Origin of the sequence: Pseudomonas sp. Pseu.R1, from assembly GCF_045764065.1 — a bacterium.
GTDB lineage: Bacteria > Pseudomonadota > Gammaproteobacteria > Pseudomonadales > Pseudomonadaceae > Aquipseudomonas.
Genome location: NZ_JBJGEE020000001.1, coordinates 4,656,924 through 4,670,226 on the forward strand (window position 1 = coordinate 4,656,924; position 13,303 = coordinate 4,670,226).

A 13,303-nucleotide genomic window follows, 5' to 3' on the forward strand; every position below is an offset into this window, starting at 1 on the left:
AGGTCGCGATGGCGACTTTTTTCGTGATCGCCTGCTGGGGGTATTCGCCTGCGGGCATTCGCATTGGCCTTGAAGGTTACACCCCCGCTCATTTGGCGCTGCTGCGCTTCATCATCGCGTCGGCGTTCATGGCGCTGATTGCCTCGTCGATGAGAATCGCCCTGCCTCGTCTCAAGGACCTGCCGCTGCTCGCGGTGTTGGGCTTTTTCGCCGTCAGCCTGCATCACATCGCGCTAAATTTCGGCCAGCCGGGTGTCACCGCGGGGGCGTCCAGCGTGCTGATTCAGTCGATGCCGCTGTTCACAGCATTGCTCGCGCACTTTGTGTTCAAGGAGCGCGTCAGCGCCTGGCGCTGGATCTGCGTGGCGTGGGGGCTGATCGGCGTGTTGATCGTGATCATGGGCGATCGCGATTTTGGTCATGTCGACGCGAGGGGGCTATTGGTGCTTCTCGCGGCGTTTTCCTGGAGCGTGTATTTCTCGCTGCAAAAGCGCTACAGCGATCGATACGACGGGTTGACCATGGTCTGTTACACGATCTGGGCTGGGACGTTCTTTCTGCTGATTTACTCGCCGGGCCTGATGGGCGAAATCGTCAACGCGCCGTTACGGGTCAACGTGGCAGTGGGGGCGTTGGGTTTTTTCCCGAGTGCATTGGCGTACCTGGCGTGGGCCTATGTGCTCAAGCACATGGACGTCAGCCGCGCGTCCATGAGTTTGTACCTGACACCGCCGATGGCGATTGCGATTGCCTCGGTGCTGCTGGGGGAAATGCCTTCGTTGATGGTGATCGTTGGGGCGGTGGTGGTGCTGAGCAGTGTGTTGGCGTTGAACCTGCGGCACCTCAAGAACAACGCCTGACGCTGTAGCCTTGCTGCTACGGTGAGTTCGCAACAAGGATTCGTGATCCTGACGCAAGATTCTTTTGGTCTGGCAGCGGTTTTTCGCAAGGAACGACACGCCGATACTGGCGCCATTCCTTACAGCCCAACGGGAGTCATCTCATGAATATCTTCGTTACCGGCGCCGCAGGTTTCATCGGTGGCTCCATCGCGACAGGTCTGGTCAAGAAGGGCCATCACGTCACCGGTCTGGTGCGTAGCGCCGAGCAGGCCGAGGAACTCAAGGCATTGGGCATCGTGCCCGTCGTCGGTACGCTGGACGACAAAGCCCTGCTGATCGAGCAGGCGCACAAGGCAGACGCCGTGATCAACGCGGCCAGCAGTGATCATCGAGGCGCGGTTGAAGCGCTGATCGAAGGCCTCAAGGGTTCGAACAAGCCATTCCTTCACACCAGTGGTTCGAGCATCGTGGGCGATGCGTCGGGCGGCAAAGGCACCGACAAAATCTATTACGAAGACAACTTGCCCGCTGCCACGCCGGACAAGGCGGCACGCGTGGCCATCGACGACCTGGTGCTCGCCTCGGCCAAAGACGGCGTCCGCTCGGCGGTGCTGTGCAACACGCTGATCTACGGCCACAGCCTGGGCGTGAACCGCGACAGCGTGCAGTTGCCGCGTCTGGTCAAGCAGGCACGCAAGAGCGGGATCGTTCGGCATGTCGGCACTGGCGGGAACATCTGGTCCAACGTGCACATCAATGATGTGGTCGAGCTGTACGCGCTGGCGCTGGAAAAGAACCCGGCGGGCACGTTCTATTTTGTTGAAAGTGGCGAGGCGTCCTTCTTCGACATGAGCAACGCGATTGCTGAAGCCATGGGGCTTGGCAAAGCACAGGACTGGCCACTGAAAGACGCCGAAGCGGAGTGGGGCTACGAGATGGCCAACTACGGTCTGGGGTCCAACAGCCGGGTGCGCGGCAAGCATGCGCGGGAGTTGCTGGGCTGGGTGCCGAAGACCACGTCGGTGATCGAGTGGATCAAGCGGGATATGGTCAGCGCCTGATCATTCTGTGGGAGCCGCTATGTTGCATGGTCAACCGCCTTCGTCGGAACGCCGCCCGCCCCAAGGCGGCTCCCACAGGTTTGGTGGCATAGACTCATGACTTTCTCAAAGGCTTCCACAAACATTTACCTAACATCGCGAGGCGCAGGGCGTTAGTCTGGTCAGCATTTCGACAGCTCATCTGTCACATGCTGCCACCTTTACTCACAAAGGACGCCTCATGCGAATCGTGACCCTCAAGACCCTCGCCTTGTCGGTGATCTTTGCCGCCAGCTCTCCTGTTTACGCCATCACGCTGGAAGGTGGCGCCGTGGCTTCACCCGACCAGTACGGCGCCGAAGTCGCCGCGCAGATTCTGAAAAAGGGCGGCAACGCCGTCGATGCAGCGGTAGCCACTGCCTTCACCCTGGCCGTGACTTATCCCGAAGCCGGCAACATTGGCGGCGGGGGCTTCATGACGTTGTTCATGAACGGCAGGCCGTACTTTCTCGACTACCGCGAAACCGCGCCAAAAGCGGCCTCCCGCGACATGTATCTGGATGACAAGGGCAACGTGATCCCAGGGATGAGCCTGGTCGGCGCCCGCGCATCCGGGGTGCCGGGCACGGTGATGGGCTTGTGGGAGGCTCATCAGAAGTTTGGCAAGTTGCCATGGGCCGAACTGCTGACCCCCGCCATCGGTTACGCGAAAAACGGCTTCACCGTGGCCGACAAGCAATATATGTACGGCGCTGAGCGGGTCAAACAGCTCAACGGCAAGACCAACTTCGGCGACTACTTCGCCAGCATGAAAAGCGGCGAGACCTTTCGCCAGCCGGAGTTGGCCAAGACCCTTGAGCGCATCGCCGATAAAGGCGCCAGCGAGTTCTATCAAGGCCAGACGGCCGATCTTCTCGTTGCGCAGATGCAGCACGACAACGGTCTGATCACCAAAGACGATCTGGCCGGTTACAAGGCGGTCTGGCGCAAGCCGCTGCATGTCAACTTCAACGGCAACACCCTCTACACCGCGCCGCTTCCCAGTTCAGGCGGTGTGGCGCTGGCGCAACTGATCGGCATGAAGCAGCAGTTGAGCGACGATTTCAAAGGCGTGCCCTTCAATTCAGCGCGTTACATCCATCTGTTGGCGGAGATCGAGAAGCGCGTGTTCGCCGACCGCGCCAATTATCTGGGCGACCCGGATTTCTCCAAGGCCCCGGTCGAGCAGTTGACCGACAAAGCGTATCTGGCAATGCGCGCCCATGAAGTCAATCCGACGGCCATTTCGCCCACAGAAAACATCAAGGCCGGGCTTGAGTCGCACCAGACCACGCACTTCTCCATCGTCGATGCCAAGGGCAACGCGGTCAGTAATACGTACACGCTGAACTGGGATTACGGCAGTGGCGTGGTGGTCAAGGGCGCGGGTTTCTTGATGAACGACGAGATGGATGATTTCAGCTCCAAGCCCGGTGTGGCCAATGCGTTTGGCGTGGTGGGGGGCGATGCCAATGCCATCGAGCCAGGCAAGCGCATGCTGTCGTCGATGAGCCCGAGCCTGGTGACACGAGACGGGGCGGTAACGCTGGTATTGGGTACGCCGGGGGGATCGCGGATTTTCACCACGGTGTTTCAGGTGCTGAACAACCTGTATGACTTCCACATGCCGTTGAAAGACGCGGTCGCGGCTCAGCGGGTGCACCACCAGTTGTTGCCGAAGGATACGATCTTCACCGAGGCCTTTGCGCCGCTCAACGAGAAGACCGCCGATGAGTTGAAGGCGATGGGCTACACGTTGAAGGATCAGGGCTGGTCGATGGGTAATGTGCAGGCGATCAGGATTGACGGGACGAAGATTGAAACGGCGTCCGATCCAAGAGGGCGGGGCGTGGGGCGGGTGGTGAAGTAACTTGGGATGAACGCGTCACTGGAGGGATCGTTCGGGAGTATCAGTTTTTTTGTGTTCGGGCTGGTCTGGCCTGCCGTTAGGCAGGCCGTTGTTTCACCAGCTTGGTCTGGTAAAACGGTCTCCATAGAGAATCGCAAACTGGTTAAGCGCCACTTTCCAGTCGTGTGCCGCACGGCTCCAATCCGCAGTGATATTGCGTAACGCCAGCCAAATCAATTTTGTCGCGGCATCATCTGTCGGGAAGTGCCCACGAGTCTTGATGATCTTTCGCAACTGAGCGTTGATGCTTTCGATGGCGTTGGTCGTGTAGACCACTTTACGGATGGCTGGCGGGAAGACAAAGAACGGGATCACCCGATCCCAGGCACGACGCCACGCAGCGACTACTGTCGGATACTGTTTGCCCCAAGGCCCTGCTTCAAAGGCGTTCAGCTCTTGTTCCGCAGCATCAGCGTTGATCGCCTGGTAAATAGGCTTGAGCGCTTTGGCCAGCGGACGGCGTTTATCCCAAGCCGCGTAATCAAGACTGTTTCGGATCAGATGCACGATGCAGGTTTGCAGCGTGGTGGCAGGAAAAACCGCTCCCAAGGCCTCCGGTATGCCTTTGAGCCCGTCAGTGACGGCGATCAGAACATCTTCAACGCCTCGCGTTTTTAGATCGTTGAACACCTTCATCCAGAACTTCGCGCCCTCTGTGCTCTCGATCCAGATACCCAAGATGTCACGCGTGCCATCCGGCAATACGCCCAGCGCCAGATATATCGCCTTGTTGCGCACCAAGCCCTCATCACGGATCTTCACTCGCAATGCATCGAAGAAGATGACCGGATACATCGGTTCCAAAGGGCGCTGCTGCCATGCTCCAACCTCATCCAGCACAGCATCCGTCACCGAGCTGATGAAATCGTGCGATACATCTGTTCCGTACTGCTCCGCCAGAAAAGCGCGTATCTCACGCACCGTCATGCCGCGGGCGTACATGGCGATAATCTTGTCGTCAAAGCCGGTAAAACGGCGTTCGTGTTTGGGAATCAGGATGGGAGCGAAGCTGCCGTCTCGGTCTCTGGGAATGTCCAGGCGAAGCGGCCCATCGTCGGTGAGCACCGTTTTGCCGCTTTTGCCGTTGCGCTGGTTGGTCGAATCCTCGGGGCGCTCCGCGCCCTGAGGATAGCCAAGGTGCTGCCCCAGTTCGGCACCTAAGGCGCGCTCGATCAGCGCTTTTTTGAACGCCATCGAGGCATCCTGAATGGCTTCGGCGCTCATCGGCCCCTTAACGAACTGGTCGATGATCTCTTGGGGAATCGAGGGCAGCTCTCTCGATGTTGCACTGGCAGCTTTCTTTTTGGTCGGCATACATGCACCTCTAGCTACATGTTAGGCCCGAACACAAAATTTCTGACAGTCTCGATCGTTCCCACGCTCCGCGTGGGAACGCCGCTCATGACGCTCTGCGTCATCCCACGTTGGAATGCGGAGCGTCCCGGGATGCATTCCCACGCGGACGGTTCGACGCCTCGACGTGGGAACGATCAACTGCACTACGGCTTAGTGATGCTCCCGCGTCGCGCGGAATTTCACATCCGGCCAGCGCTCTTCCATCAGGCTCAGGTTGACCCGCGTTGGCGCCAGGTAGGTCAGGTGACCGCCGCCGTCCACCGAAAGGTTTTCCACGGCCTTGTTCTCGAATTCTTCGAGCTTCTTCTTGTCGCCGCAATCGATCCAGCGCGCAGACCACACGGTGATCGGCTCGTAGGAGCATTCCACCTTGTATTCCTCTTTCAGGCGGCTGGCGACCACATCGAACTGCAGCACACCGACCGCGCCGAGAATGATGTCGTTGCTGCGCAGCGGGAAGAACACCTGCGTGGCGCCTTCTTCGGCCAGTTGTTGCAGCCCCTGACGCAATTGCTTGGATTTCAGCGGGTCCTTCAAACGCACACGGCGGAACAGCTCCGGCGCGAAGTGCGGGATACCGGTGAAGCCCAGCGCTTCGCCTTCGGTGAAGGTGTCGCCAATCTGGATGGTGCCGTGGTTGTGCAGACCGATGATGTCGCCCGCGTAGGCTTCTTCCAGTTGCTCACGCTCGCTGGAGAAGAACGTCAGGGCGTCACCGATACGCACGTCTTTACCGGTGCGGACATGGCGCATTTTCATGCCCTTGTCGTACTTGCCCGAGCAGATGCGCATGAAGGCGATACGGTCGCGGTGTTTGGGGTCCATGTTCGCCTGAATCTTGAACACGAAGCCGCTGAATTTCTCTTCGACCGGTTCCACCGTGCGCTCGTTGGCAACCCGCGCCAATGGCATCGGCGCCCAGTCCACAACAGCGTCCAGCACGTGGTCAACACCGAAGTTGCCCAGCGCGGTACCGAAGAACACCGGGGTCATGTGGCCGTCGAGGAATTCCTGCTCATTGAACTCATGGCAGGCACCCTGCACCAGCTCAAGCTGTTCGAGGAAACGCTCGTACTCGTCACCCAGGTGCGCGCGGGCCTCGTCGGAGTCCAGCTTCTGGATGATCTTGGTTTCGGTGCGTTCGTGACCGTGACCTGGCGTGTAAACGATGATGTAGTCGCCCGCCAGGTGGTACACGCCCTTGAAGTCGCGATAGCAGCCGATTGGCCAGGTGATCGGCGCTGCCTTGATCTTCAGGACCGCTTCGATTTCGTCCAGCAGCTCGATCGGGTCGCGAATGTCGCGGTCGAGTTTGTTGATGAAGCTGACGATCGGCGTGTCGCGCAGACGGCAGACGTCCATCAGAGCGATGGTCCGTGGCTCTACACCTTTACCGCCGTCGAGCACCATCAAGGCCGAGTCCACTGCCGTCAGCGTACGGTAGGTGTCTTCCGAGAAGTCTTCGTGGCCCGGGGTGTCGAGCAGGTTGATCATGTGTTCGCGATACGGGAACTGCATGACCGACGTGGTAATGGAAATACCCCGCTGTTTCTCCATCTCCATCCAGTCGGACGTGGCATGGCGGTCGGACTTGCGGGATTTAACCGTACCGGCGACGGCAATGGCCTTGCCCATCAGCAACAGCTTTTCCGTGATGGTGGTCTTACCGGCGTCGGGGTGGGAAATAATGGCGAAAGTGCGGCGCTTCGCGACTTCGGCGGCCTGTATGGTCATGGGAAACGCCCGAGAGGTGATTCAAAAAAGGGCGGCGATTATAGCCCAAACGAAAGCAATATCCGAACCGTTCAGTCAATCAAGGGTGGCCAAATAGCATCTCACGTGGGAACCTTTGCGGTTCCGGAGACGTCCACTCCCTGGCTATACCCAACGCCAAGGGACGCAAAATCAGCAAGTTAGCTTGACGAAGCTGCGCTCATGGCTCGTGTTTTCGCCGAGGTTAAACCCTTACCGGCGACCCACCCGCTGCTCTTCGCGAACCTTCGCTGGCGGCCTGAAAAGGCCCGTCTACGTGATACGTTCGCCGACTGAAATAAGGAGTCCGCCCGTGGCTAATCGCTATGGCAAGGGGCTGATGGGAGGTGCGATCGCTATCGTACTCCTGGCCCTGCTGATCCACTGGATCGGCATCGATACGCTCAAGCAGTATCAGGACGATCTGCTGTTTTATCTGCAAGCCCACGTGATGCTGGTTCTGGCATCGATGCTGGCGGCACTGGTGGTCGGAATCCCGACCGGCATTGTGCTCAGCCGACCGAACATGGTTGGCCGCGCCGAACGCTTCATGCAGATATTCAACATCGGTAACACCGTTCCTCCCCTCGCAGTACTGGCCATTGCCCTGGGTGTCCTGGGTATCGGCAGTGGGCCTGCGATCTTCGCGCTGTTCCTCGCCTCTCTGTTGCCCATCGTGCGCAACACCTACGAAGGCCTGAAAAACGTTCAGGGTTCCCTTAAAGAAGCCGCCACCGGCATCGGCATGACACCGCGTCAGGTGCTGTGGCGCGTCGAGCTGCCCAATGCCGTGCCAATCATTGTCGGCGGTGTACGGGTCGCACTGGCGATCAACGTCGGCACGGCGCCTCTGGCGTTTCTGATCGGTGCCAACAGCCTCGGCAGCCTGATCTTCCCCGGTATCGCGCTGAACAATCAGCCGCAGCTTGTGCTGGGTGCGGCGTGTACCGCTTTGCTGGCACTGCTGCTCGACGGCGCCGTGACGTTGGCAAGCCGCTTGTGGCTGGAACGAGGGCTGGCTCGCTGATCCCGTCACTGTGGGGCGAGCTACCGAGAGAAAGGAATTTTGATGAAGAAGTTATGCACATTAATAGTGGGCGCGGGCTTGCTGTTGTCCGGATTTGCCCAGGCGTCTGACGCGCCTGCCGAACGGCCTGTGTTGCGCATCGGCGCGCGGGTCTTCACCGAGCAGACAATTCTGGCCGAGCTGACGGCGCAATACCTGCGCGACAAGGGTTATCAGGTCCAGATTACCGGCGGTTTGGGCAGCAACCTGGCGCGCAGTGCGCAGGAGAGTGGCCAGCTGGACATGCTCTGGGAATACACCGGGGTGTCGCTGGTGGCCTACAACCATGTCGACGAAAAACTCGACAGCGAGCAGACCTATCAGCGGGTCAAGGAGCTGGACGCGAAGAAGGGCCTGGTCTGGCTTTCGCCGTCCAAATTCAACAACACCTACGCGCTGGCGCTGCCGGACAAGATCGCCAAGCAGTACCCGCAGATCACCAACATCTCCGGGCTGACAACCTTGCTCAAGGAGGAGGCAAAGGAGGGTCACATCGTCGCGCTCGATACTGAGTTCGCCAACCGTTCCGACGGCTTGGTGGGGCTGGTCAAGCACTACGACATGAACCTGGGTCGTGAAAACACTCGTCAGATGGACGCCGGTCTGGTCTACACCGCGTTGAAAAACGGGCAGGTCTTTGCCGGACTGGTCTACACCACCGATGGCCGCCTGAACGCCTTCAAGCTCAAGGTGCTGGACGACGACAAGCACTACTTCCCTGACTACACCGCCGCGCCAGTGATTCGCAAAGAATACCTGGACAAGCATCCGCAACTGGCCGAGCAACTCAAGCCGCTGGCCGCGCTGCTGGATAACCAGACCATGATCGACCTCAACGCACGTATCGACGTCGATCACGAAAGTCCGACTGTTGTGGCGGCAGACTTTCTGCGTACTCACCCGATCAATCCTTCCGCTGAGAGTGTGCCGATCAAGCAAACCCCTGTGGAAAAACAGGAGGAGAAACTATGAGCTTCTTGAGTGCTTTCTCCCATCTGGACTGGAATCAGGTCATGCACCTGACCCTGCAACACATCACCCTCGTCGGCATCGCCGTGTCGCTGGCGATTCTGGTAGGTGTACCGCTGGGCGTGCTCATGACCCGCTTCCCCACACTCGCCGGTCCCCTGCAAGCCAGCGCCACGGTGCTGCTGACCGTGCCGTCGATTGCCCTGTTTGGCTTGCTGCTGCCGTTCTACTCCAAGTTCGGTCAGGGACTGGGTCCGTTGCCCGCCATCACCGCCGTGTTCCTGTATTCACTGCTGCCGATCATGCGCAACACCTACCTGGCATTGACTGGCGTTGAGCCCGGCATTCGCGAAGCCGCGCGGGGCATCGGCATGACCTTCGGCCAACGCCTGCGCATGGTCGAACTGCCGATTGCCGTGCCAGTGATTCTCGCAGGCGTGCGCACCGCCGTGGTCATGAACATCGGCGTCATGACCATCGCCGCGACCATCGGCGCCGGTGGTCTCGGCGTCCTCATTCTCGCTTCCATTAGCCGCAGCGACATGTCGATGCTGATCGTTGGCGCCGTACTGGTCAGCATTCTGGCCATCTTCGCTGACCTGCTTCTGCAATGGCTGCAACGCTCGCTGACTCCAAAAGGACTCCTGAAATGATCGAACTCCAGAACCTCTCCAAGATTTTTCAAAGCAACGGCAAGGAAGTGAAGGCGGTCGACTCAGTGAGCCTGACCGTCAACGAAGGCGAAATCTGCGTGTTCCTCGGTCCGTCCGGTTGCGGCAAGAGCACCACGCTGAAAATGATCAACCGCCTGATCATGCCGACCTCCGGCAAGGTCCTGATCAACGGCGAAGACACCACCCAACTGGACGAAGTGACCCTGCGTCGCAACATCGGCTATGTGATCCAGCAGATCGGCCTGTTCCCCAACATGACCATCGAGGAAAACATTGTGGTCGTGCCCAAGCTGCTGGGCTGGGACAAACAGAAATGCCACGACCGCGCTCGCGAATTGATGAGCATGATCAAGCTGGAGCCCAAGCAATACCTGCATCGCTACCCGCGTGAATTGTCGGGTGGCCAGCAACAGCGAATCGGGGTGATTCGTGCGTTGGCGGCGGATGCGCCGCTGCTGTTGATGGACGAGCCGTTCGGTGCCGTGGACCCGATCAACCGCGAGATGATCCAGAACGAATTCTTCGAGATGCAGCGGGCGCTGAACAAGACCGTGATCATGGTCAGCCATGACATCGACGAGGCGATCAAACTGGGCGATAAAATCGCGATCTTCCGCGCAGGCAAGCTTTTGCAGATCGACCATCCCGATACGCTGCTGGCCCATCCGGCGGATGAGTTTGTCAGCAACTTCGTTGGCCAGGACAGCACGCTCAAACGCCTGCTGCTGGTCAAGGCCGAAGACGCCGCCGACAACGCGCCTTCCGTCAGCCCGGAAACACCGGTGGCCGATGCACTGGAAGTGATGGACGAGAACGACCGTCGTTACGTGGTCGTCACCGATGCCGAGAACAAGGCCAAGGGCTATGTGCGCCGCCGCGATCTGCATCGCCAGACTGGCAGCTGTGAACAATACCTGCGCCCATTCAATGCCACGGCAGCGTATGACGAGCACTTGCGGATTCTTCTGTCACGCATGTACGAATTCAACAGAGCGTGGCTGCCGGTGCTGGATGCCGAGAACGTGTTCCTTGGCGAGGTGACACAAGAGTCGATTGCGGCTTATCTGAGTTCGGGGCAATCGCGGGGTAAAAAAACCAACATCGTTTCGCCTGCGGAGGTGGCGGAGCAGGCATCGGTGTGATGTGACGCCGAACATATTGTAGGAGCGCGCTTGCCCGCGATTGCATTATGCCTGTGACGAATGTGCTGTCTGGCACGCCGCAATCGCGGGCAAGCGCGCTCCTACAATTTGGATCTGCGGGAACATCGTCCTGTCACATCGGTCGGTTACTACAGGGTGATTGAACGAGCGCACATGCCCGTCTGGCAAAAACGGGCAGAAACGCGACATTTTTTGTTGATCTCCAGCCCTTCAAGTCCTAAAGTTCGCGCCGAACGTCCATGCTGGAAACGATCCATCCGGCTCAAGTACTGACGACGAGACAGCAAGGCCAAGGGAACTCGTATCCCATGGCCTTTTTGCTTTTGGTCAACGGCCTTGGGAAGTAGGCGAACCAAAGTGGGGATACGGAGGACGTTCATGAGCTTGAGGGCTCGCACCCATTGTGTTTAACCGTTTGCCAACAGGAGTACCCGCCGCATGTCGATTCAGGTCGAAGACTATTTCGAGAAAAACACCTTCGCCAAAATGAAGGCGTTCGCCGACAAGCAAGAAACCCCGTTCGTGCTCATCGATACCGCAATGATCGCCCAGGCCTACGATGACCTGCGCGCCGGTTTCGAATTCGCCAAGGTTTACTACGCAGTCAAGGCCAACCCGGCCGTCGAAATCATCGACCTGCTCAAAGAGAAAGGGTCGAGCTTCGACATCGCCTCGATCTATGAGCTGGACAAAGTGCTGGGCCGCGGCGTTGGCCCGGACCGCATCAGCTACGGCAACACCATCAAGAAATCCAAGGACATCCGTTACTTCTACGACAAGGGTGTGCGTCTGTACGCGACCGACTCCGAAGCCGACCTGCGCAACATCGCCAAGGCCGCGCCGGGCTCGAAAGTCTACGTCCGCATCCTGACCGAAGGCTCGACCACTGCCGACTGGCCACTGTCGCGCAAGTTCGGTTGCCAGACCGACATGGCCATGGACCTGCTGATCCTGGCGCGTGACCTGGGCCTGGTGCCTTATGGGATCTCCTTCCATGTGGGTTCGCAACAGCGCGACATCAGCGTGTGGGACGCCGCGATTGCCAAAGTGAAGGTGATCTTCGAGCGTCTGAAAGAAGAAGACGGCATTGAGCTCAAGCTGATCAACATGGGTGGCGGCTTTCCGGCCAACTACATCACCCGTACCAACAGCCTGGAAACCTATGCGGAAGAGATCATTCGCTTCCTGAAAGAAGACTTCGGCGATGACCTGCCGGAAATCATTCTGGAACCGGGCCGTTCGTTGATCGCCAACGCCGGTATTCTGGTCAGTGAAGTCGTGTTGGTCGCCCGCAAATCCCGCACCGCCGTCGAGCGCTGGGTTTACACCGACGTGGGCAAGTTCTCTGGCCTGATCGAAACCATGGACGAAGCCATCAAGTTCCCCATTTGGACTGAGAAGAAGGGTGAGGTCGAAGAAGTCGTGATCGCCGGTCCAACCTGCGACAGCGCCGACATCATGTATGAGAACTACAAGTACGGCCTGCCGCTGAACCTGGCCATCGGTGATCGCCTGTACTGGCTATCCACCGGTGCGTACACCACCAGCTACAGCGCTGTTGAATTCAACGGTTTCCCGCCACTGAAGTCGTTCTACATCTGAAGCTGACGCTGTAACGAAAACCCGCAAGTGATTGCGGGTTTTTTTATGCATTCGAAAACGGTTTATCGATGATTGGCGATGACACTAATTATTTGCTCTCTATGATGTTGCGCTTCTTTGAGGTACATCCTGGCGATGGACAATTGGCTTTGCATTTTGCGCAAGTCACGTACTTTGTCCAGCGTTTGAAAAATCTCATGAGCGCTTTGCGTGGCCATCTCAAGACGTCGAGACTGCAGTTGATAGTTGGCCAGTGCGGTAACGGCCCCTTCATAATTGTGTTGTGCCTGCTTTAAATAATCGGAGAGCACAGTGTTTCTTGCAGCACCCAGTCTGTTCTTGCCAATAGAACTGATGTGGAAATTGAGTGCGTATATCATGTTGGGTAGCGCTTTGGAGACCGCTTCACGGATTGGAAAATAGTCGCCTGCATCTCCACTGGAATTCATGTGTATGGAGTGAATCCAGTTTTTATGAAACAAGAACTGATTCAAGCTATTCGAGAAGGGTAATGATGCAAAATTAGGTTTGGGGCCGGGAGGGCGTGGAATCTCTGCGATCGAAGAAAATGGACGTTTCTTGGCCGATGCGGATAAACGGGATAAATAACCCAGCAAGTAGTCAACAAAGTGAATGCTGTCCTGCATCGCGACCTGATAGCTCTGGTGTCTCGGTAGGTAAATCCGACTGTACCACCCTTCAGCTCTGGTTCTTGCCATGTTCATTTCCTCGTCTGGCGGTGGAGCAAGCCCGACTTTTTGAACTCCCATGAGTTTGTAAAGTTCGCGGAGCTTTGACCAGGACGGTTTTAAAAATTCCATGCAGGTGACGATGCTGTCATATTGACGTTGGTCTATGTAGGTAACGCTCATGCTGATTCCTTTCATCATG

Annotated in this window: 11 protein-coding genes; 8 read left to right on the forward strand and 3 right to left on the reverse strand. The window is 58.1% G+C overall.

Annotation, left to right across the window (positions count from 1 at the left end; genetic code table 11):
- Positions 1 to 8: 8 nt before the first annotated feature.
- The 3 genes from ACI5GA_RS21250 to ggt all read left to right on the forward strand — a co-directional run bounded on the left by ACI5GA_RS21250 (position 9) and on the right by ggt (position 3,791).
- Positions 9 to 860: a DMT family transporter gene (locus ACI5GA_RS21250; protein ID WP_404637536.1), complete on the forward strand. Its 852-nt coding sequence runs from the start codon at positions 9 to 11 to the stop codon at positions 858 to 860.
- A 143-nt stretch (positions 861 to 1,003) separates the two neighbouring features.
- Positions 1,004 to 1,903 carry an NAD-dependent epimerase/dehydratase family protein gene (locus ACI5GA_RS21255; RefSeq protein ID WP_421424181.1) on the forward strand — a complete coding sequence of 300 codons (900 nt, stop codon included), beginning with the start codon at positions 1,004 to 1,006 and terminating at the stop codon, positions 1,901 to 1,903.
- A gap of 220 nt (positions 1,904 to 2,123) precedes the next feature.
- Positions 2,124 to 3,791: a gamma-glutamyltransferase gene (ggt, locus tag ACI5GA_RS21260; RefSeq protein WP_421424182.1), complete on the forward strand. Its 1,668-nt coding sequence runs from the start codon at positions 2,124 to 2,126 to the stop codon at positions 3,789 to 3,791.
- 93 nt (positions 3,792 to 3,884) lie between these two features.
- Here ggt and ACI5GA_RS21265 read toward each other — a convergent pair whose 3' ends face one another.
- Together ACI5GA_RS21265 and ACI5GA_RS21270 are read right to left on the reverse strand one after the other, a co-directional pair.
- On the reverse strand, positions 3,885 to 5,144 hold the full coding sequence (locus ACI5GA_RS21265) for an IS256 family transposase (RefSeq protein ID WP_421423166.1): 1,260 nt from the start codon (positions 5,142 to 5,144) through the stop codon (positions 3,885 to 3,887).
- 192 nt (positions 5,145 to 5,336) lie between these two features.
- A complete protein-coding gene (locus tag ACI5GA_RS21270) occupies positions 5,337 to 6,920 on the reverse strand; it encodes a peptide chain release factor 3 (protein WP_421424184.1) in 1,584 nt (527 codons plus the stop codon).
- A gap of 331 nt (positions 6,921 to 7,251) precedes the next feature.
- On the opposite strand from ACI5GA_RS21270, the gene ACI5GA_RS21275 reads away from it, so the two are divergent.
- The 5 genes from ACI5GA_RS21275 to ACI5GA_RS21295 all read left to right on the forward strand — a co-directional run bounded on the left by ACI5GA_RS21275 (position 7,252) and on the right by ACI5GA_RS21295 (position 12,412).
- Positions 7,252 to 7,965 carry an ABC transporter permease gene (locus tag ACI5GA_RS21275; protein WP_404637101.1) on the forward strand — a complete coding sequence of 238 codons (714 nt, stop codon included), beginning with the start codon at positions 7,252 to 7,254 and terminating at the stop codon, positions 7,963 to 7,965.
- Positions 7,966 to 8,007: 42 nt separating this feature from the next.
- Positions 8,008 to 8,976, forward strand: coding sequence for a glycine betaine ABC transporter substrate-binding protein (locus ACI5GA_RS21280; RefSeq protein WP_404637102.1), 969 nt, complete (start codon positions 8,008 to 8,010; stop codon positions 8,974 to 8,976).
- Positions 8,973 to 9,626, forward strand: a complete 654-nt coding sequence (locus tag ACI5GA_RS21285) for an ABC transporter permease (RefSeq protein WP_404637104.1) — start codon at positions 8,973 to 8,975, stop codon at positions 9,624 to 9,626. The genes ACI5GA_RS21280 and ACI5GA_RS21285 overlap by 4 nt, the downstream gene beginning before the upstream one ends.
- The gene (locus ACI5GA_RS21290; RefSeq protein WP_404637106.1) at positions 9,623 to 10,789 is read left to right on the forward strand and encodes a betaine/proline/choline family ABC transporter ATP-binding protein; all 1,167 of its coding nucleotides are present in this window, start codon (positions 9,623 to 9,625) and stop codon (positions 10,787 to 10,789) included. Before ACI5GA_RS21285 ends, ACI5GA_RS21290 begins: the two co-directional genes overlap by 4 nt.
- Positions 10,790 to 11,248: 459 nt before the next feature.
- Positions 11,249 to 12,412 carry a type III PLP-dependent enzyme gene (locus ACI5GA_RS21295; protein ID WP_404637108.1) on the forward strand — a complete coding sequence of 388 codons (1,164 nt, stop codon included), beginning with the start codon at positions 11,249 to 11,251 and terminating at the stop codon, positions 12,410 to 12,412.
- Between the two features lie 62 nt (positions 12,413 to 12,474).
- On the opposite strand, the gene ACI5GA_RS21300 is transcribed toward ACI5GA_RS21295, so the two are convergent.
- Positions 12,475 to 13,284, reverse strand: a complete 810-nt coding sequence (locus ACI5GA_RS21300) for a hypothetical protein (protein WP_421424185.1) — start codon at positions 13,282 to 13,284, stop codon at positions 12,475 to 12,477.
- Positions 13,285 to 13,303: the final 19 nt, after the last annotated feature.

What these genes read in the sequence shown, in the direction of transcription:
- ACI5GA_RS21250 (WP_404637536.1), top strand. Translation starts at nt 9, where the DNA reads ATGGCGACTTTTTTCGTGATCGCCTGCTGGGGGTATTCGCCTGCGGGC.
- ACI5GA_RS21255 (WP_421424181.1), top strand. Translation starts at nt 1,004, where the DNA reads ATGAATATCTTCGTTACCGGCGCCGCAGGTTTCATCGGTGGCTCCATC.
- ggt (WP_421424182.1), top strand. Translation starts at nt 2,124, where the DNA reads ATGCGAATCGTGACCCTCAAGACCCTCGCCTTGTCGGTGATCTTTGCC.
- ACI5GA_RS21265 (WP_421423166.1), bottom strand. Translation starts at nt 5,144, where the DNA reads ATGCCGACCAAAAAGAAAGCTGCCAGTGCAACATCGAGAGAGCTGCCC.
- ACI5GA_RS21270 (WP_421424184.1), bottom strand. Translation starts at nt 6,920, where the DNA reads ATGACCATACAGGCCGCCGAAGTCGCGAAGCGCCGCACTTTCGCCATT.
- ACI5GA_RS21280 (WP_404637102.1), top strand. Translation starts at nt 8,008, where the DNA reads ATGAAGAAGTTATGCACATTAATAGTGGGCGCGGGCTTGCTGTTGTCC.
- ACI5GA_RS21285 (WP_404637104.1), top strand. Translation starts at nt 8,973, where the DNA reads ATGAGCTTCTTGAGTGCTTTCTCCCATCTGGACTGGAATCAGGTCATG.
- ACI5GA_RS21290 (WP_404637106.1), top strand. Translation starts at nt 9,623, where the DNA reads ATGATCGAACTCCAGAACCTCTCCAAGATTTTTCAAAGCAACGGCAAG.
- ACI5GA_RS21295 (WP_404637108.1), top strand. Translation starts at nt 11,249, where the DNA reads ATGTCGATTCAGGTCGAAGACTATTTCGAGAAAAACACCTTCGCCAAA.
- ACI5GA_RS21300 (WP_421424185.1), bottom strand. Translation starts at nt 13,284, where the DNA reads ATGAGCGTTACCTACATAGACCAACGTCAATATGACAGCATCGTCACC.